The organism is Bradyrhizobium sp. USDA 3240, assembly GCF_054063295.1.
Map to the genome: position 1 here is coordinate 3,764,636 of NZ_JBSSGD010000002.1, position 18,172 is coordinate 3,782,807.

General features: G+C 64.9%; 11 protein-coding genes and 1 pseudogene. 2 read left to right on the forward strand and 10 right to left on the reverse strand.

Annotated features, from left to right (window positions below):
• Window positions 1-11 precede the first annotated feature (11 nt).
• Entirely contained in the window at window positions 12-806 is a 795-nt protein-coding gene (locus ACVIGA_RS18530) for an acyl-CoA thioesterase domain-containing protein (RefSeq protein ID WP_456667473.1), read from the reverse strand.
• 112 nt (window positions 807-918) lie between these two features.
• Between ACVIGA_RS18530 and ACVIGA_RS18535 the strand changes: the two genes are divergently transcribed.
• Window positions 919-1,827 (forward strand): LysR substrate-binding domain-containing protein, encoded by a 909-nt coding sequence (locus ACVIGA_RS18535; protein WP_456667474.1) that lies wholly within the window; start codon window positions 919-921, stop codon window positions 1,825-1,827.
• On the opposite strand, the gene ACVIGA_RS18540 is transcribed toward ACVIGA_RS18535, so the two are convergent.
• The 7 genes from ACVIGA_RS18540 to ACVIGA_RS18570 all read right to left on the reverse strand — a co-directional run bounded on the left by ACVIGA_RS18540 (window position 1,824) and on the right by ACVIGA_RS18570 (window position 9,256).
• Window positions 1,824-2,801: an ABC transporter ATP-binding protein gene (locus ACVIGA_RS18540; protein ID WP_375777434.1), complete on the reverse strand. Its 978-nt coding sequence runs from the start codon at window positions 2,799-2,801 to the stop codon at window positions 1,824-1,826. The genes ACVIGA_RS18535 and ACVIGA_RS18540 overlap by 4 nt on opposite strands.
• On the reverse strand, window positions 2,798-4,210 hold the full coding sequence (locus ACVIGA_RS18545) for an amidase (RefSeq protein ID WP_456667475.1): 1,413 nt from the start codon (window positions 4,208-4,210) through the stop codon (window positions 2,798-2,800). The genes ACVIGA_RS18540 and ACVIGA_RS18545 overlap by 4 nt, the downstream gene beginning before the upstream one ends.
• Window positions 4,207-4,398 carry a hypothetical protein gene (locus tag ACVIGA_RS18550; RefSeq protein WP_456667476.1) on the reverse strand — a complete coding sequence of 64 codons (192 nt, stop codon included), beginning with the start codon at window positions 4,396-4,398 and terminating at the stop codon, window positions 4,207-4,209. The genes ACVIGA_RS18545 and ACVIGA_RS18550 overlap by 4 nt, the downstream gene beginning before the upstream one ends.
• Window positions 4,395-5,468 carry an ABC transporter ATP-binding protein gene (locus tag ACVIGA_RS18555; protein ID WP_456667477.1) on the reverse strand — a complete coding sequence of 358 codons (1,074 nt, stop codon included), beginning with the start codon at window positions 5,466-5,468 and terminating at the stop codon, window positions 4,395-4,397. Before ACVIGA_RS18555 ends, ACVIGA_RS18550 begins: the two co-directional genes overlap by 4 nt.
• Before the next feature lie 3 nt (window positions 5,469-5,471).
• Entirely contained in the window at window positions 5,472-6,359 is an 888-nt protein-coding gene (locus tag ACVIGA_RS18560; RefSeq protein ID WP_456667478.1) for an ABC transporter permease, read from the reverse strand.
• A 91-nt stretch (window positions 6,360-6,450) separates the two neighbouring features.
• On the reverse strand, window positions 6,451-7,404 hold the full coding sequence (locus ACVIGA_RS18565) for an ABC transporter permease (protein WP_223972469.1): 954 nt from the start codon (window positions 7,402-7,404) through the stop codon (window positions 6,451-6,453).
• A 199-nt stretch (window positions 7,405-7,603) separates the two neighbouring features.
• Window positions 7,604-9,256 carry an ABC transporter substrate-binding protein gene (locus ACVIGA_RS18570; protein ID WP_456667479.1) on the reverse strand — a complete coding sequence of 551 codons (1,653 nt, stop codon included), beginning with the start codon at window positions 9,254-9,256 and terminating at the stop codon, window positions 7,604-7,606.
• 210 nt (window positions 9,257-9,466) lie between these two features.
• On the opposite strand from ACVIGA_RS18570, the pseudogene ACVIGA_RS18575 reads away from it, so the two are divergent.
• Window positions 9,467-11,078 (forward strand): annotated as a pseudogene (locus tag ACVIGA_RS18575) (ABC transporter substrate-binding protein).
• 182 nt (window positions 11,079-11,260) lie between these two features.
• Here ACVIGA_RS18575 and ACVIGA_RS18580 read toward each other — a convergent pair.
• Window positions 11,261-13,495 (reverse strand): CHASE2 domain-containing protein, encoded by a 2,235-nt coding sequence (locus ACVIGA_RS18580; protein ID WP_456667480.1) that lies wholly within the window; start codon window positions 13,493-13,495, stop codon window positions 11,261-11,263.
• 93 nt (window positions 13,496-13,588) lie between these two features.
• Window positions 13,589-17,752: a VCBS domain-containing protein gene (locus ACVIGA_RS18585; protein WP_456667481.1), complete on the reverse strand. Its 4,164-nt coding sequence runs from the start codon at window positions 17,750-17,752 to the stop codon at window positions 13,589-13,591.
• Window positions 17,753-18,172: the final 420 nt, after the last annotated feature.

Here is an 18,172-nt window from a genome sequence, read left to right on the forward strand (position 1 = left end):
AATAATTAGCGTTAGCCGGCCGCGGAACCCGGACCCGCAGCGGGTGCGCTTCTGGGAAACGGCACGAGAATGACCGACATCGAGACCCGGCCTATCTCGCCGTCCACATCGAGCAATACCCCGCTGCCGACGCCGAGCCCGGCCTCCGGGCGCCAGCGGGCCTCCGCGCGAATGCCGATCCACGCGCCCCGTGGCGGCCTGAACAGCTGCACCGCGAGATTCGGATTGGGGTCGGCCACCACGTTCTGCACCGGGCGCGCGATGCCGTGGGTCCAGTCGGCCGGACCGAGCACCCGCGCCAGCGGGCCGGCATCCGTGATCACGCTATGGTGCATGCGAAACCAGGCGACGTCGCCGCCGGCACGGGCCTCCATCGCGTCCATGAACCAACTGCGGCCATGGACCGCGTGCGGGCTGCGCAACGGAAAGCGCGTGGGATCCACCGGGTCGGCTGCGCTGCCGTGAAAGCCGGGGACCTCGACCGCACGTTCGCGCGTCAGCGTCACGCGCACCGTCGCACAGGGCTGCTCCTCGCCGGCCGGCCAGAGCGTGTTGTCGACGACGCTGACCCGGCCGCCCTCGGTCACGACGGCGACTTGCGTGCGCAATTCGGCCATCGGCGTCGGCCGCAGGAACCAGGCTGAAGCCGATATCGCGGTGCCCCAGTTGCGCGGACCTGCCATCGCCTCGACCTCGGCGGTCAACAGGCTTGCGACCGCTCCGCCCTGCAGGCCTGCGAACGGCCCCGCCGCCAGCGCGGCCGGCTTCCAGTGATGCGGTGTGGCGAGCGGTTCGAAGATGGCCAAGGCGGATGAGACCTCATGAGGTGAATAGGATTGAGCGCAGGAGCAATCTGCTCCAAGAATAGCGGCCATGACAAAAGGCCATTCATCACTTCAGGTGAACAGGATTCACCCGTTGGACGCCCCGGATCCGCGGGCCATCCCACCGCTGACGGCGCTGCTCGCCTTCGAGCGCGCGGCGACCCAGCTCAGCTTCCGCCGTGCCGCGCGCGACCTGTCGCTGAGCCCGTCGGCGATCAGCCACCAGATCCGCGGACTGGAGCAGCAGTTCGGCACCAAGCTGTTCATCCGCGGCGCGCGCTCGGTGCGGCTGACCGCGGACGGCGAACGTTACCTTGCAAAGGTGTCGGCCGCGCTGGCCACGCTGCAGGAAGCAAGCCGCGACATGCTGCGGCAACGCGGTGAGGCCAGCGGCGAGCTGTGGATCAGCTCGTTGCCGTTCTTCACCAGTGCCGTACTGCTGCCCGCGCTGCCGGAGTTCAAGCGGCGCCATCCGCAACTGACGCTACGGATCGAGGCCACGCACCAATATGCCGACTTCAACGGCTCCCGCGTCGATGTCGCGATCCGCTACGGGCGAGAACATGCCGCCGGGCTGAAGGTCGAGCCGCTGGTCCAGGTCAGGGGATTGCCGGTGTGCACGCCGGCGCTGGTCAAGGCAGGGCTTCGGACCCCCGCGGATTTGTCGCGGGAGGTGCTGATCCATGTCACGACGCAACCGCGGGGGTGGCCGGCCTGGCTGAAGGAGGCCGGGCTGCCGCATCTCGCCCCGCGCGGACATCTGTGGCTCGACAGCGTGCCGGCGATGCTGGAGGCCGCCGAACATGGGCTCGGCGTGGCGCTCGCGATGGCGCCGCTGATCAAGGCGCGGCCGGGCTTCGGCAAGCGGCTGGTGGCGCCGTTTGCGTTCGAGGCCGCGCATCATGAGACGATCTACCTGGTCTCCCGCACCGAGCAGGCGCGAGACCGGCGGATCGCGGCGGTGCGGCGCTGGATCGCCGACGCGGTCGCGCGGGCGAGCTAAACCGCGGCGACTGCCGGTTCTGCGAGAACGCAGCGCGCCAGATGCCCGGGCGCGGTCTGCACGCTAGGCGGCAATTGTTCACTGCAGCGCGGTTCGGCGAACTTGCAGCGTGGCGCAAACGAGCAGCTGGCCGGCGCGTGGTCGAGCGAAGGCGGCGTGCCCGGAATGGTCTCGAGCCGCTGGCCGCGCATCGCGCCGTGAATGGTCGAGGCCAGCAGGCCCTTCGCGTAGGGATGAACCGGCGTGCGCACGATGTCGCGCAAGGCGCCCTGCTCCACGATCTGGCCGGCATACATCACCGCGACCCGGTCGCAGATCTCGATGGCAACGCCGATATCGTGGGTGACGAAGATGACGGACATCCCGAATTCGCGCTGCAACTCACGCAGTAGCAGCAGTATCTGGATCTGCACGGTGGCGTCGAGCGCGGTGGTCGGCTCGTCCGCGAGCAGGATCTTCGGCTTGCAGGCCAGCGCCAGCGCGATCATCGCACGCTGGCGCATGCCGCCCGACATCTCGTGCGGATAGGAGTCGAGCCTTCGTTTCGCGGAGGGGATCCGCACCACTTCGAGCATCTCGAGCGCGCGCGCGGTGGCGTCGCGCTCGCTCTTGCCCTCGTGACGCATCACCGTCTCCGCGATCTGGCGGCCGATGGTGTAGACCGGATCGAGCGCCAGCGCCGGCTCCTGGAAGATCATCGAGACGGTCTGGCCGCGGAATGCGGATAGCGCCTCGTCATCCATCGCCAGCACGTCCCGGCCGAGCACATTGACGCGGCCGGAGATCTGCGTGCGCTTCTTCGGCAACAGCCGCATCAGCGCGCGCAGCGTCACGCTCTTGCCCGAGCCGGACTCGCCGAGCAGCCCCAACACCTCGCCCTCGCCGAGCGACAGGCTGAGATCGTTGACGGCATGCACCGTGCGATCTCCGGTGAAGCGGATGTTGAGGTTGTTGATCTCGACGAGGCTGGTCATGCGAGCTTGGGCACCCTGGCGTGGAAGTCGGTCGCGCGCTGGAAGGCGGCGCCGATCCGGAGCAACACCGGTTCCTCGAAGGAGCGGCCGATCAGCTGCATGCCGACCGGCAGACCCGCCTTGGTGAAGCCCGACGGAATCGAGAGCGACGGCAGGCCGAGATAGTTGACCGGACGGGTGAACCGGGTCAGCCGCTGGATCACCGCTTCCGCGCCCGGACCATTGCCGACGTCGCTCTCGGCGATCGTCGGCGCCGGCACCGGCGAGGACGGTGCGATCACCGCATCAATGCCGTTGACCGCCGCATTGTGCGCGGCGAGCGCGGGCCCGCGCCAGCGCATGGCTTCGAGATAGGTGACCGCGGGAATGGTGAGGCCATTTTGCAACCGCATCAGGACCTGCGCGCCGTAATCCTGCGGCCGCTCGATCATCCAGCGCTTGTGGTAGGCTGCGGCTTCGGCCGCGAGCACCAGTTGCGACGCGGCGCCGAGCTGGCGCTGATCCGGCAACTCGACCTTGACGATCTCGGCGCCCTCCTCCTTCAGCGTCGCCACCGTCTCGTCGAGGACACGCGCCACTTCGGGATCGAGGTCGTCGACATAGAATGCCGTCGGGAGGCCGATCCTGAGGCCCTTCAGCGATTGTCTGGTCGCAGCCAGATAGTCGGGCACCGGCTGCGTCGACGCCGTCAGATCCTCGGGGTCGGCGCCGGCCATCAGGCCGAGCAGCAACGCGCAATCTTCCGCGCTCTGCGCCAGCGGACCGACGGTATCGAGCGACTGCGACAGCGGCATCGCGCCGGCCCGGCTGACGCGGCCGACCGTCGTCTTCAGGCCGGTGACGCCGCAGAAATGCGCGGGCATGCGCACCGAGCCGCCGGTGTCGGAACCCAGCGCGGCAAAGGTGAGACGCGCGGCGACCGCCGAGCCCGAGCCGGACGACGAGCCGCCGGTGATGTGCTCGGTGTTCCAGGGATTGCGCACAGGGCCGTAATGCACATTGTGGCCGGTCGGACCATAGGCGAACTCGACCATCTGCAGCGAGCCGAGCCGAACCTGCCCGGCATCCTTCAGCCGCTGCAACGCCGTCGCGGTCGTCTTCGGCACGAAGTCGCGGCGGATCAGCGAGCCGCAGGTCACGACCTTGCCGGCCTCGTAATACATGTCCTTGTGCGCCAGCGGCACGCCGTGCAGCGGGCCTCGGCTGTTGCCCTTCGCGAGCGCGGCATCGGCCTCGCTGGCGGCGGCAAGCGCCTGTTCGGATTCGATCGCCATATAGGCGTTGAGGCGCGGCTGCCATTCCGCAATACGATGCAGCACGGCGCGCGTCACCTCATGCGAGGAGACCTTCTTGTCGGCGATCGCCTTGGCGACCGAGGTCAGCGTCATCAGGGCCGGATCAGAGCTCATTTCGACACCTTCTGCGCCAGCAGGAAGCTCGCGGGTTCGAGATCGAACGGCAGCGTGCCGGAGATCGGCGTGAAGCCGTCGAATGCCGGGCCGATCGAGTTGGCGATGCGGGTGGCGACATCGTCATCGGCGGGCACGTCGGCGACGTGCGCGATCACCTTGACGTCCTTGGGAGTTGGTCTGGTCATGCCGCGTTTTCTCCTTTTGCTTTTGCCGGCGCGCGGCTGTGCCCCGAGCCAGGAATGGCCATGTAGCACGCCGCTTGATGGCCCATTGTATCGAGATCGCTGAGTTTTGGCGTGTCGTTTGCGCAGAGCGGCTCCGCAAACGGGCAACGGGTGTGGAATCGACAACCGGCCGGCGGATCGATCGGATTGGGCGGATCGCCCGAGATCGGCGGCACTTCGGTGCGCCTGTCGGGATCTGATGACGGCATCGCCGCCAGCAGCGCGCGGGTATAGGGATGCGCCGGCGCATCCCAGACCGCGTCGACCGGGCCGAGCTCGACCACTTCGCCGAGATACATCACAAGCACGCGATCGGAGATGTAGCGGACCACGTTGAGATCGTGGCTGATGAAAAGATAGGTCAGGCCGAATTCGCGCTTCAAATCGGCGAGCAGATTGAGCACCTGCGCCTCGACCGATTTGTCGAGCGCGGAGACCGCCTCGTCGAGGATCACGAGCCGCGGCGACAGCGCGAGCGCGCGGGCGATGTTGACGCGCTGGCGCTGGCCGCCGGACACTTCATGCGGATAGCGATTGGCGAAAATCTCCGGCCGCAAGCCCACCTTGCCGAGCAACTCGCGCGCCAGCGTCCGCGCCGTGTCATCGGCCATGCCGTGGACCTTGGGTCCGAAGGCGATCGACTCCTCGATGGTGAGGCGCGGATTGAGCGAGGCGTAGCTGTCCTGGAACACCATCTGCACGCCCCGCCGCAAGTCGCGCAGCGAAAGCGCCGGGCCGACCTGCCGGCCGTCAAAGATGATGTCGCCGGCATCGCGCGCCATCAGGTGCATCAACAGCCGCGCGGTGGTCGATTTGCCGCAGCCGGATTCGCCGACGATGCCGACGGTCTCACCCTTCATGACCGCGAAATTGACGTCGTCGACGGCACGCACGGTCTTGCGCGGGCTGAACAGCCCGCCGCGCACCGGGAAGTGCTTGGTCAGCCCCTTGACCTGCAGCAGCGGCTGCGCGGCGCCGCCGATATCGGCGACCGGCTCCAGCATATCGACGGAGAGATTGGCCTCGCTCATGCTCTAGTTCCTGATGTCCATGGCGCTGCGCATGCCGTCGCTGAGCAGATTGAAGCAGATCGAGACCGCGAAGATCATCGCGCCCGGCAGCGCTGCGACCCATGGATTGACATAGATCGCGGTGCGCAGCGTGTTCAGCATCAGGCCCCATTCCGGCTCCGGCGGTTTGGTGCCGAGCCCGAGGAACGAGAGACCCGCCGCGAGGATCATCGACACCGAGATCAGGCCGGTGGCGTAGACGAAGATCGGGCCGAGCACATTGCCGAGCATGTGCACGCGCATGATGATGAAGGGACCGGCGCCGGACGCGCGCGCCGCCTCGACGAAGTCCATGTTGCGGACGCCGGTGGTGACGCTTTCGGCGACGCGGGTGATCTGCGGCACGAACACGATGGTCAGCGACACGATCGAATTGGTGATGCCGGCGCCGAGCGCGCCCGAGATGGCGATCGCCAGCAGCACCGAGGGGAAGGCGTAGAACACGTCGACGGTGCGCATGATCGCGGTGTTGAGCTTGCCGCCGACGTAACCGGCGACGAGGCCGAGCGAGGTGCCGATCATGAAGGCGAGGACCACCGGCAGGATGCCGATGACCAGCGACAGCCGTCCGCCGTAGATCAGCCGCGCCAGCATGTCGCGGCCGAGCTCGTCGGTGCCGAGCGGATAGCCCGGCGTGCCGATGTGGCGGAGACGGCGGATCATCGAGCCCTGATAGGGATCGGCGAGATGCAGCCATGGCGCCAGCAGCGCGGAGGCGAAGATCAGCACCAGGATGATGGCGCAGGCCATGCTGACCTTGTCGCGCCTGATGCGGCGCCCGACCGTCGCCCAGTAGCCGCGCGCCTTGGTCGCGGGGGCGGCCTGCAATGCAGTATCTGACATCGCACTCATGCGCTGGCTCTTTGTTGGAGCATGATCTCCGCGCAAACGCGTTCCGCGTTTGTCGCGAGGGAAAACCGGTCCCCACTTTTCCGGATCATGCTCAGCTCCGCTTGATGCGCGGATCGATCGCGGCCTGCGCGATGTCGACCAGGAGATTGAGCAGCACGAAGAACAGCGCCAGCACCAGGATCGTGCCCTGCAGCAGCGGCAGATCGCGCTGGAAGATCGCCGAGTTCAGTAGCAGCCCCGAGCCCGGCCAGGAGAACACGGTCTCGATCAGGATCGAGCCGCCGAGCATGTAGCCGAGTTGCAGACCCATCACCGCAAGCGCGGTCGGCGCCGCGTTCTTGATGACGTGACGAAATACCCCGGTCTCGCGCAGGCCCTTGGCGCGCAGCGCCTCGACGAAATCCTGGCTCAGGATATCGCCGGTCAGCGCGCGCACCGTGCGGGTGACGATGCCCATCGGGATCACCGAGGTGGTGATCGCCGGCAGCACCAGATAGCGCAGATGCTCCCAGTCCCATGCCCAGGCGCCGGAGCCGCCAGGACCGGCGCCGACCGCGGGCAGCCAGTTGAGCTGCACCGAGAAGATGATGACCAACACCATGCCGAGCCAGTAATGCGGCAGCGAGACGCCGGCGATGGCGATCGATGTTGCGACCTTGTCAACCCAGGTGTCGCGGAAATAGCCGGCGATCAGGCCGAACAGCAAGCCAAGCGTGAAGCCGATCATCGCAGCCGCAATCGCCAGCATCACGGTGTTGCTAACCGCGCGCATCACTTCAGACAGGACCGGCCGCCCCGTGGCGATCGAATTGCCGAGATCGCCATGGATCGCGCGCCACAGCCACAGGCCGAATTGCACAGGCAACGGACGATCGAAGCCGTAAGCGCTGCGCAATTGCGCGGCGAGCTCCTGCGAGGCATCGGCCGGCAGCACCGCGACCAGGGGGTCGCCGGGCGTGATGTGCACCAGGAGGAAGCACACCAGCGCAACGCTGAGCACGATCGGAATGACGTAGACGATCCGTCTGGACGTATATGCGAGCACGTTGGACTCTCTTTTCCTTCTCCCCTTGTGGGAGGAGGTGGCGCGCGAAGCGCGCCGGATGAAGGGTTCTATCCGCGGATGAAGTCATTTCAGATCGAGAAAGGAGCGTCCGCGGAGACAACCCCTCACCCGGCTTCGCTTTCAGCGAAGCCACCCTCTCCCACAAGGGGAGAGGATGCACCGATTTATGCCATCAAGGTCACGGCACGACCGAGACCGGCGAGAAGTCGACGAACCAGCTCTTCGGCTGCACAAAGCCCTTGACCTTCGGGCTCATCGCGCGCGGCGCAACGTCGTGGGCGACGTAGAGGAACGCCGCATCATCGACCGAGGCGGCGTGCAGCTCGGCGAGCGCGGCGTCGCGCGCCGCCGGCTCGAAGGTCTGGCGGGCCTTTTTCACCAGCTCGTCGAACTTCGGGTTGTTGATGAAGCCCCAATTGTTCGAGACCGGCGGCGCCATGCCGGATTGCAGGAAGCGCACCAGCGCGAAGAACGGATCCATCGCCGCATAGGTGACGTTGGTCGCGTTCGATCCGTTGGCCGACGGATCCTTGGCGCCGCGCCGCCAGTTGGTGAACAGCGTATTCCACTCGATGACGTCGAGCTGCACATCGAAGTAGCACTCGGCCAAAGCCTGTTGCAGATACTCGTTCATCGGCAGCGGCAGCATCTGTCCCGAACCCGACGCCGAGGTCTGGATCTTGACCGTCAGCTTCTTGTTGGGACCGAACCCGGCCTCCTGCATCAGCTTCTGCGCGGCCGGCTTGTCATACTTGATCTGGAAGGTCGGGTTGCCGCGCCACGGGTGGCCCGGCTCGAACGTGCCGGTGGCCGGCACCATCAGCCCCGCGAGCAGGCCGTCACGCAGCCCTTCGCGATCGACGCAGAGGTTGGCGGCCTTGCGGACGCGGATGTCGTTCCACGGCGATCCCTCGACGCGGGAGAACTGCCACGGCCAGACATGCGGCTCCTCGTTGGAGTACAGATTGAAGCCACGTTGCTTGATCTCCGGCAGTGCGTCGGGCGCCGGCGCCTCGATCCAGTTGACCTGCCCCGACAGCAACGCCGCAGTGCGCGCGTTGGCCTCGGGCATCGGCAACAGCACCATCTTTTCGGTCTTCGGCACGCGGACCTTGTCCCAGTAGTTCTCGTTCTTCACCAGTTCGAGCCGCTCACGCGGGGTGAAGCTCGACATTTTCCAGGGGCCGGTGCCCGACGCGTCCTTGGCGAACGCCGCCCATGCGGCCTGCGACTTCGCCTTGGCATCGGCACCTTCGGCCTTGTCGTAGAATTGCTGCCACTTGGCCGGGCTCGCCATGAACAGATTGGTGAGGTTGATCGGCAGGAAGCTGTCCGGCTCCTTGGTGGTCAACTCCACCGTCATGTCGTCGATCTTGCGCGCCGACACCAAGGTCGGCATGCGCGAGGCGGTGACGCCGACCTGGCTCGCGTCGTATTGCGGCGCGTCCTGCTTCAGCACCTTGTCGACGTTCCAGACCACGGCGTCGGCATTGAACGGTGAGCCGTCGTGAAAGCTGACGCCGGGACGCAGCTTGAAGATCCACTTGGTCTTGTCGGCATCGTCGACCTTCCACTCGGTGGCGAGGCCTGGAATCATCGCGCTCGCCTTGTCCGACGACGACAGGTCCCACATCGTCAGCGCGTCATACATCGTGAGCCCGGTGAAACGGTTGCCCTCAAAACCTTGGTCGGGCTGCCCGAGCGTGCGCGGAATATCGGCAGCCGTCATGCCAATGCGCAGCACGGTCTCGGCGCTGGCGATCGCCGGCACACAATTGGCGATCGCAAGCGCCAGCATGATCGCCGTCGCATTGGTCTTCCTGTTACGCATCTGAGCAACCCCTTCAAAGTCTGGTGACGTTTTGGTGATTATTTCTTGTGCAAGCGTATGCAATGCCTGTGCCAAGGGGAATAGTTCTTCGGCAAATAACCGCTGGGCGCGTCATTTCTTCCCACCTCGCGTCTGAACCGTGCGAAGATGCCTATTCTGGCATCATGCTTGCAGGATTTGGCCCCGACTTCCCAGCAACGGAGCCTTCATATGCGCGCGCGCAATTCGATCCTGATGGCCGCAATGGCGCTCGCCTTGACCGCGGGCTGGCCGGCCATGTCGGCGCGAGCCGAGTCCATTGTGCGCTACGGCATTTCGATGGCCGACATTCCGCTGACGACCGGCCAGCCCGATCGCGGCGCCGGCGCCTATCAGTTCACCGCCTACACGATCTACGATCCGCTGGTGGCCTGGGAGATGGACGTTGCCGACCGGCCCGGCAAGCTGGTGCCCGGGCTTGCGACCGAATGGAAGGTCGACGACAGCGACAAGACCAAGTGGCGCTTCACCTTGCGCAAGGGCGTCAAATTCCACGACGGCAGCGACTTCAACGCCGACGCGGTGATCTGGAATCTCGACAAGGTGCTGAACGACAAGGCACCGCAATTCGACAAGCGGCAGAGTGCGCAGGTCAAGACCCGGCTGCCCTCGGTTGCGAGCTACGCCAAGATCGACGACCAGACCATCGAGATCACCACCAAGACGGTCGACTCCTTCTTCCCCTACCAGATGCTCTGGTTCCTGGTCTCGAGCCCCGCGCAATATGAGAAGCTCGGCAAGGACTGGGACAAGTTCGCCAGCCAGCCCTCCGGCACCGGCCCGTTCAAGCTGACCAAGCTGGTGCCGCGCGAGCTCGCCGAACTGACCAAAAACCCGGACTATTGGGACAAGAAGCGGCTGGCAAAGGTCGACAAGTTGATCCTGATCCCGATGCCGGAGGCGCTGACCCGCACCAACGCGCTGCTGGCCGGCCAGGTCGACCTGATCGAGACGCCGGCGCCAGATGCTGTGCCGCAGCTCAAGGCCGCCGGCATGAGGATCGTCGACAACGTGACGCCGCATGTCTGGAATTATCATTTGAGCGTGCTGCCGGGTTCGCCCTGGACCGACATCCGGCTGGCTGCGCAAGGCGCTTAACCTCGCGATCGACCGCGACGCGGTGGTTGGCCTGATGAACGGCCTCGCCAAGCCGGCCAAGGGCCAGGTCGACCCGTCGAGCCCGTGGTTCGGCAAGCCGAGCTTCGAACTGAAATACGACCTCGCGGCCGCGAAAAAGCTGGTGGAGGAAGCCGGCTATTCCAAGGACAAGCCGCTGAAGACGACCTTCATCATCGCCCAGGGCGGCACCGGGCAGATGCTGTCGCTGCCGATGAATGAATTCCTGCAGCAGAGCTTCAAGGAGATCGGCATCGATATCGACTTCAAGGTGGTCGAGCTCGAGACACTCTATTCGCACTGGCGCAAGGGCGCCGCCGATGAGATGAACGCCGGCATCACCGCCAACAACATCGCCTATGTCACCTCGGATCCGCTCTACGCCATCGTGCGGTTCTTCCATTCCGGCCAGGTGGCGCCGACCGGCGTCAACTGGGGCGGCTACAAGAATCCGAAGGTCGACGCGCTGATCGACGAGGCCAAGCAGACCTTCGACAGCGCGAAACAGGATGCGCTGCTGGCGCAGGCGCACGCGCTGATCGTCGACGATGCCGCGCTGGTGTGGGTGGTGCACGACACCAATCCGCACGCGCTGTCGCCGAAGGTGAAGACCTTCGTGCAGGCGCAGCACTGGTTCCAGGATCTGACGCAGATCGGGCTGGAGTAAGTCTCTCGTCGTCCCGGCGAAATGCCGGGACCCATAACCACGAATGGGTGTTGTTAGAAAGCCGTCTGGCCGCTTGCTCACTACGCCGGCCACGGCGTATGGGTCCCGGCCTTCGCCGGGACGACGACGAACGTGTGGCGTCTATTTCGTCATCAGCCGGGACGACATCGAACGTGCATCACCTATTTCGTCGTCAACGCAAAGGCGCCGTCCCAATCGTCCGGCGGCGGCTCCTTCTGGAAGGCGCGGATGCGCGCCTCGTAGAGGCGGTAGAGATATTGCAGCGTCTGTGCCTCGTCGGTCTTGCGGCCGCGCTCGATCGCGGCGAGCGCGCCGTCCCAGTCGCGGCCGCGGTAGCAGGCGAGCATCTCGATGGTCAGGTTGCGCAGCCGCTGGAAGCGGCCGGAACCGGCCACGTTCTCGCGACCGGCGATCGCATAGATCACCTCGGGCTCCTTCTTGCCCTTCACCATGATGAAGTCGAGTTCGAGGATCGCGAACTTCTCCTTCACCGCAAGCGCGGTCTTCGATCCCACGATGATCGGGAAGCCGTACTCCTTGGACTGCCCCTCCAGGCGCGCGGCCAGATTGACGCTGTCGCCCAACACCGAATAATTGAACTTGAGATCGGACCCCATGTTGCCGACCACGCAGGTGCCGGTGTTGAGGCCGACGCCGATGTTGAGCGGCACATAAACGTGGCCACCTTCCTTGGCCTCCTCCTCGCGCGTCTCGTTGAGCTCGTCGACGCGCTCCAGCATGTCGAGCGCGGCCTCGCAGGCGTTGAGGTGGTGCTGCTTGTCGTCGAGCGGCGCATTCCAGAACGCCATGATGGCGTCGCCCATGTATTTGTCGATATAGCCCTTGCGGGCGAGAATCACGTTGGTGAGCGGGGTGAGGAAACGGTTCATCAGCGCCGTGAGGCCCTGCGGATCGCGCTTATAGGTTTCCGAGATCGTGGTGAAGCCCCGCATGTCCGAGAACATGATGGTCATCTCGCGCTCTTCGCCGCCGAGCACGAGCCGTTCCGGCGCCTGCGCCAGTTGCTCGACCAGCGCGGGCGACATGTACTGCACGAATTGCGACCTGATCTGGCGGCGCTGCTGCTGTTCGCGCACGAAGGCGGAGAAGATCAGGGTGAGATAGATCGCCGTGGTCGACATCAACGGATAAGTGAAATCGATCAGGAGCCGGTGCTGGGAGTAGAAGTACCAGGAGGTGCCGATCAGCACCGAGGCAAACAGCCCGCCGACGACGACCAGCGTGATCGGACCGAACTTCGGCGCGAAGGCGATGACCAGAAGCCCCATGATCAGCGCCGCGAAGAACTCGATGCCGATGCCGTAGTTCGGCTGCGAAACCACGTCACCGGTCAGCGCGCTCTCCAGCACCTGGGCGTGAACCTCGACACCGGGCATCGCCGGCGTCACCGGCGTGGTCTTGATGTCGTTGAGCCCGACCGAAGAGGTGCCGATCAGGATCAGCTTGCCGGCGATCCTGTCCGGCGGCACCCGCCCATCCAGCACATCGACGGCCGAGACGTAGATCGAGGGGTCACGGCGTGCGTAGTGGATCCAGAGCTGGCCATAGAGATCGGTCGGGATCGCAAAGCCCTTGATGCCGAGGCTCTGGATGCCGGCCTTGTCGGTCTTGATCAGGATGGTGCCCGAGCCGCCAGCGACCCGCAGCATTTCGAAGGTCAGCGAAGGCATGGTGATGCCCTGCGCGACCATCATCATCGGCACCCGCCTGACAATGCCGTCGCGTTCCGGCCTGATCGTGAACAGGCCTCGCCCGGCCGCGGCCTCCTCGAGCACCGGCACGTTGCGCAACAATCCCGGAAACTGGAACATGAAGCGCTGCGGCTCCTCGCCGAGCATCGCAAGCCCGGTGACCGGCAGCTTTTCGTTGAGGTCGGCGCGCACGTTGGGGCCGCCGGATTCGCCGAGCACCACACGCGAGTTCTTGATGGCGTCGGCCAGGATGCTATCGTTGCTCGGCAGTTGCCGCAGCCTGGCGCGCATCTCCTCATCGAGGCTGCTGAACGTATCGGCCGCGATATCGGGGTTGAGGCGGTCGGGCTCGGAGAACACCGCGTCGAACGCGATCACCACGGCGCCGAGCCGGGTGAGGTTGATGACGATGTCGGCAAGCCGCGTCCGCGGCCACGGCCATTGCCCGAGCCGGGGATCGGCGAGGCTCTTCTCGTCGATATCGACGATGGTGACGGGCCGCGCGGTCTTCTGGCGGGGTTCGAGCACCTGGAACGTGTCAAACGTCCTGACGCGAAGCTCCTGCACCGGAGCCGGGTCCGCGACCCGCAGCGCGGCAAAGCCGATCAACAGCGCCACGCAGGCCAGCCGCGCATAGCCGAAGCGCCGTCCGAACCACCTTCGTATCGCCTTCAGCCGTCTCATACCGTCTGGATATCACGCGCGGAGATTTGTTCCAATCGAGCAGACGTTGCGCAATGCAGGATCCAGCCGGCCTTTTCAGAAGGCCGGCGCCGATCACGTATAATGAATGATGAAGTCGCTCTGATGCAAACTCGCCTTCGAGACATTGTGCAGCGTGATCGTGTCTGCACTGTCGACCGTGATCAGCGTATCCGCCGAATTCGTCGTCGACGTCGCCACATGCTGATCGAACCAGCTGCTGAAGGTGCTTGTCGAGACGACCGTGGACAGGTCGATCTGGTCCTGGCCCGGCGTAAAGTTCAGGATCGTGTCGTGATTGAAGTTCGGTGCAAACACGAACTTGTCCTGAGAGCCCGATCCGAAAAACACGTCCTTGTCGCTGGTCCCCGTCAGCGTCACCGGCTGAGACGGATTTTGCTGGACGTTGAAGATCAGGTTGACCGTATCGCTCGCGCCGTTGCCGTCGGTCACGGAGAGCGCGATCTTGTCGGTCGCCGGCGGGGTCTCGCCCGGGTTGTAGACGAGGCCCGGCGCCCCGAGCGCGGTGTTGATATCCGGGAGATGGCCGAGCAGCGCCGGCGGCGCGACGCTGCTGCCCGAACCGGGGTTCGTCGCGGCCGCCAGGGTGAAGTTCTCGTTCGCGCCGGCATCGACATCCGTGACGGTCAGACCAGAGATCGTTTCGGTCCCGTCAGGATTGTTGGTGATACTGATGTTGTCGGCGTGGATCACCGGCGCGTCGTTGGCGCCGACGACATCGACCGTCAGCGTCGCAGTCCCGGTCGCGCCATGCGCATCGATGGTCTCGACGGTGAATGTGTCGGCATAGGTGCCCTTGGCCAGCGCGTTGATCGCGGCGGCATCGGGGACGTAACTGTAGGTGCCATCCGGGTTGACCGTGAGCGAGCCGTAAAGGCCCGCGATCGACGAGTTGACCGCGACGTGGTCCGAATTGAGGCCCGCATAGGTCAGCGTCGCGGTCTCGCCATCGTCGACGTCATGGCCGTGCAGTGCGCCGGTGAGCGGGCTGAACGTGTCGTCAGCAGCGGTATCGGTGAGCGTGCCGGCGCTGACGTCGGCCAGCGTCGGCGCGTCGTTGGCGCCGGTGATGGTGATCGTCACGGGCGTGGTGAGGACGCCGCCATGATGGTCGTCGATCTGGATCGTGTAGGTCAGCGTCAGCGTCTCACCGACGGCGAGATAGTCGAAATTCTGGTCCGCGGCCGAGAAGGCCCAGGCCTGCGATCCGTTCACATGGCCGGTCGAATCCGTCAGCGTGCCCAGCGACAGCCAGTTCAGGATCGTGGACTGGTCCTCGGGCAGGCCCGCGATCGCCCCGGATTCGGCCACGCCGGTGATGGATACGGCGTAAGTATCGCTGAGATCGACATCGGCAAATCCCACCACGCCCGATGCGACGTCCGGCTTGGATGAACCCGTCGTGTCGGGCTGCTCGGGAATGGTGGCGATCTGCGGTGCCGACGTCACGGTCGGCGCGTCGTTGGCGCCGGTGATGGTGATCGTCACCGGTTGGCTGATCACGCCGCCATGATGGTCGTCGATCTTGACTGTGTAGGTCAGCGTCAGCGACTCGCCGACGGCGAGATAGTCGAAATTCTGGTCCGCGACCGAGAAGGTCCAGGCTTGCGATCCATTCACATGGCCGGTCGAATCCGTCAGCGTCCCCAGCGAGAGCCAGTTCAGGACCGTGGACTCGTCCTCAGGCAGGCCCGTGGTCGTGCCGGATTCCGCGACGCCAGTGATGGACACGGTATGGGTGTCGCTGAGATCGACGTCGGCAAACGCCACCACGCCTTGGGCCACGTCCGGCTTGGTCGAGCCGGTCTCGCCGATCGCCTCGGGGATCGAGGTGGTCGACGGTTCCGATGTGAATGTCGGGATGTCGTTGGTGCCCGTGATGGTGATCGTGACGGGCTGGGTGACGACGCCGCCATGGTGGTCGTCGACCTGGATCAGGTAGGTCAGCGTCAGCTTCTCGCCAGCCGCCAGATAGTCGAAATTCTTGTCGGCGGCCGAGAACGTCCAGACATTGGATCCGCTGACGCCGCCGGTCGTATCCTTCAGCGTGCCCAGCGACAGCCAGCTCAGGATCGTCGCCTGATCGGGCAGCCCGGTGGTCACGCCCGTTTCGGTGACACCGGCCACGGTGATGCTGTGGGTGTCGCTGAGATCGGCATCAGTGAAGGTCACGGTGCCGGACGCGGTATCCGGATTCACCGAACCGGTTACACCTTCGGCCTCGGTGATGGCCGCCGCCTGGGTCGGCGAGGTGATCACCGGCCTGTCGTCGGTGCCGACGATCGTGATCGTGACGGGGACAGTGACGACGCCGCCATGATGGTCATCGATCTGGATCGTGTAGATCAGCGTCAGCGTCTCGCCGGTGGCGAGATAATCGAAACTCTTGTCGGCGGCCGAGAACGTCCAGGAACGCGATCCCGTCATGCCGTCGGTCGAATCGGTCAGCGCGTCCAGCGACAGCCAGCTCAGCAAGGTGGCCTGGTTGGGAATTCCGCCAGTGAAGCCGGTCGCGGTAACGCCGGTGATGGCGACCGTGTGCGTGTCGGTCAAATCCGCATCGGTAAACGTCACCGTGCCGTGCGCCGTATCGGGCGCGGCGGAATTCGTCGTCCATGGCAATTCGGTGATCGAACCAACCTGCGCCGCCGACGTCACGACCGGCGTGTCGTTGGTGCCGGTGATCGTGATGGTGATGGTCTTGAATGCGGTCTCGTTGCTCAGCGCGTAGTTGTTATCGACGCGCACCATGTAGGTGAGCGTCAGCGTTTCGCCGGCGGCGAGGAAGTCGAAGGCGCCGTCGGCAAGGCTGTAAGTCCAGGTCGCCGAACCGATGTTGTTGTTCAGCGGATTGGGGTCGAGCAGCACCGGGACCTCGACGGCCGCGATGGCCGCCTGTTCCGCCGCCGTCAGCGACGAAGTGACGTCGTGGCCGCCGGCGTCGTGGTAGCTGAACGTACTGAAGTTGATCGTTGCAGTCGGCTTGTCGCCGAGATTGACGTCCACCCAGGTGATCTGGCCGGTCACCGTGTCGGGCAGCGCGCTATCGGTCTGTCCGGCCTGCTCGGTGAACGCCGCATTCTGCGTCACGACATGCGGCGGCCCGGCGATGTGGTCGGACTTGATGGGCGCGGCCTGCGATGCGGGATTGTTGGTCAACCCCAGCAGAAAGCTGATCGGCACGATCGCCTCGCCGGTCGCGAGTTTCAGGCCGAACGTGACCGGGACGACGCTGTCCGTGAAGTTCGTCGTGAGCTTGGTGTTGGGATTCGAGTTGTCGGTGAACTTCAGCGCAAAGACGTCGGAGATCAGCTTCTGGGCATCGGTCGACAGTTGCGCCGACGAGACGAAGCTGACGCTGCCCTGGCCGTTGACGATGGTCTGGGTACCGGCCTGATCGACGGTCGCGATCGGATTGAGCGTCGTCTTGTCGAACAGGATGTAGGAGCCGGTGGTGCCGTCGGGCTCGACCAGCACCTGGAATTTGGCCGGCGGCACGCCACCCGAGCCCTGGACGTCGAAATCGATCTCGACCAGCACGGCGGTGCCGCGGATGCCCATGGTCGCGACCGGCGTATCGACCTTCATGTCGCCATGCTTGGCGGTGGCGCCGGCAACGAACGAGATCGTGCCCGAGACGAGGCTCATCAGCGACGAGTTGCTCGACCCGTTCGGGTCGTAGATCATCTCGTTCAGCACCATCTTGGCATTCGGTCCGAGACCGAACACGGTGCCGTCGATGAAGGTGATGCCGAGCGTCGAGTCACTGCCGGACTGCACCACGTCACCCTTGTTGACGTTGTCGCCCTGGTTCAGGACAACAGCGACACCATTGCGGATCGCGGTGGCGCTGCCCGTCAGCTTGGTGACATGGCCGATGACCTTTGCCGGTTCCACCACGCCGCCGGCCTGGGCATATTGGGTGTGGCCGGTGAGCGCGCTGACGATCTCGCCAGTGAGATGCGCACCTTCAGGCGACGCCAGTGCGGCGTGTTTCTCGCCCTTGAAGTAGTCGCGCAGGACGAGTTCCCGGTCGTCCTTCGAGATGACGAGATCGAGCCCGGTCCGCTTGAAGTCGCCGGTGAACAGCAATTGCCCGTCGTCGACGGTGATCGCGCCGGGCGGCGCGTGCGTGGACACGCTGTCGACATGCACCGATCCGCGGGCATAAGCGTCCACGTTCGGCAAATGGCCGTCGAATTTCTCGACAAAGTTCACTGCGGATCACCGCACGAAGGTTAATATTGGTAGATTATCCGAATGATTACGCGTGCATATCATCGGATAAAGCTTCGCGAAACCATCCTGTGCTTTCGCAAGGTGCTCTGATTGCGCGGTTTGAGTGGGTGTGACTTGGCTCACTCTCACATGAGTCGTGTATTTCCGACTCGCCTGACGGTACCATGAGATGGGATTGAAACCAAGATGGGTACTGAGCCACGTATTCGTGGTATTCACTGGCATTTCTCTACTTGCCTTTATTTCCCCGCGGCCCCGAGAGGGCATCTGACCCCAATTTTCCGGCCAAAGCTGTGACTTGGCTTACAAATCGCAGCTATCCCGCGCGCGGACCGGCCGGGTTAACCAGAAGGCAAGGATGAGGCGTTTCGCGGTGGAAAAAGGTTCGCCGGTCCGTTT

What these genes read in the sequence shown, in the direction of transcription:
- ACVIGA_RS18540 (WP_375777434.1), bottom strand. Translation starts at nt 2,801, where the DNA reads ATGACCAGCCTCGTCGAGATCAACAACCTCAACATCCGCTTCACCGGA.
- ACVIGA_RS18545 (WP_456667475.1), bottom strand. Translation starts at nt 4,210, where the DNA reads ATGAGCTCTGATCCGGCCCTGATGACGCTGACCTCGGTCGCCAAGGCG.
- ACVIGA_RS18550 (WP_456667476.1), bottom strand. Translation starts at nt 4,398, where the DNA reads ATGACCAGACCAACTCCCAAGGACGTCAAGGTGATCGCGCACGTCGCC.
- ACVIGA_RS18555 (WP_456667477.1), bottom strand. Translation starts at nt 5,468, where the DNA reads ATGAGCGAGGCCAATCTCTCCGTCGATATGCTGGAGCCGGTCGCCGAT.
- ACVIGA_RS18560 (WP_456667478.1), bottom strand. Translation starts at nt 6,359, where the DNA reads ATGAGTGCGATGTCAGATACTGCATTGCAGGCCGCCCCCGCGACCAAG.
- ACVIGA_RS18570 (WP_456667479.1), bottom strand. Translation starts at nt 9,256, where the DNA reads ATGCGTAACAGGAAGACCAATGCGACGGCGATCATGCTGGCGCTTGCG.
- ACVIGA_RS18580 (WP_456667480.1), bottom strand. Translation starts at nt 13,495, where the DNA reads ATGAGACGGCTGAAGGCGATACGAAGGTGGTTCGGACGGCGCTTCGGC.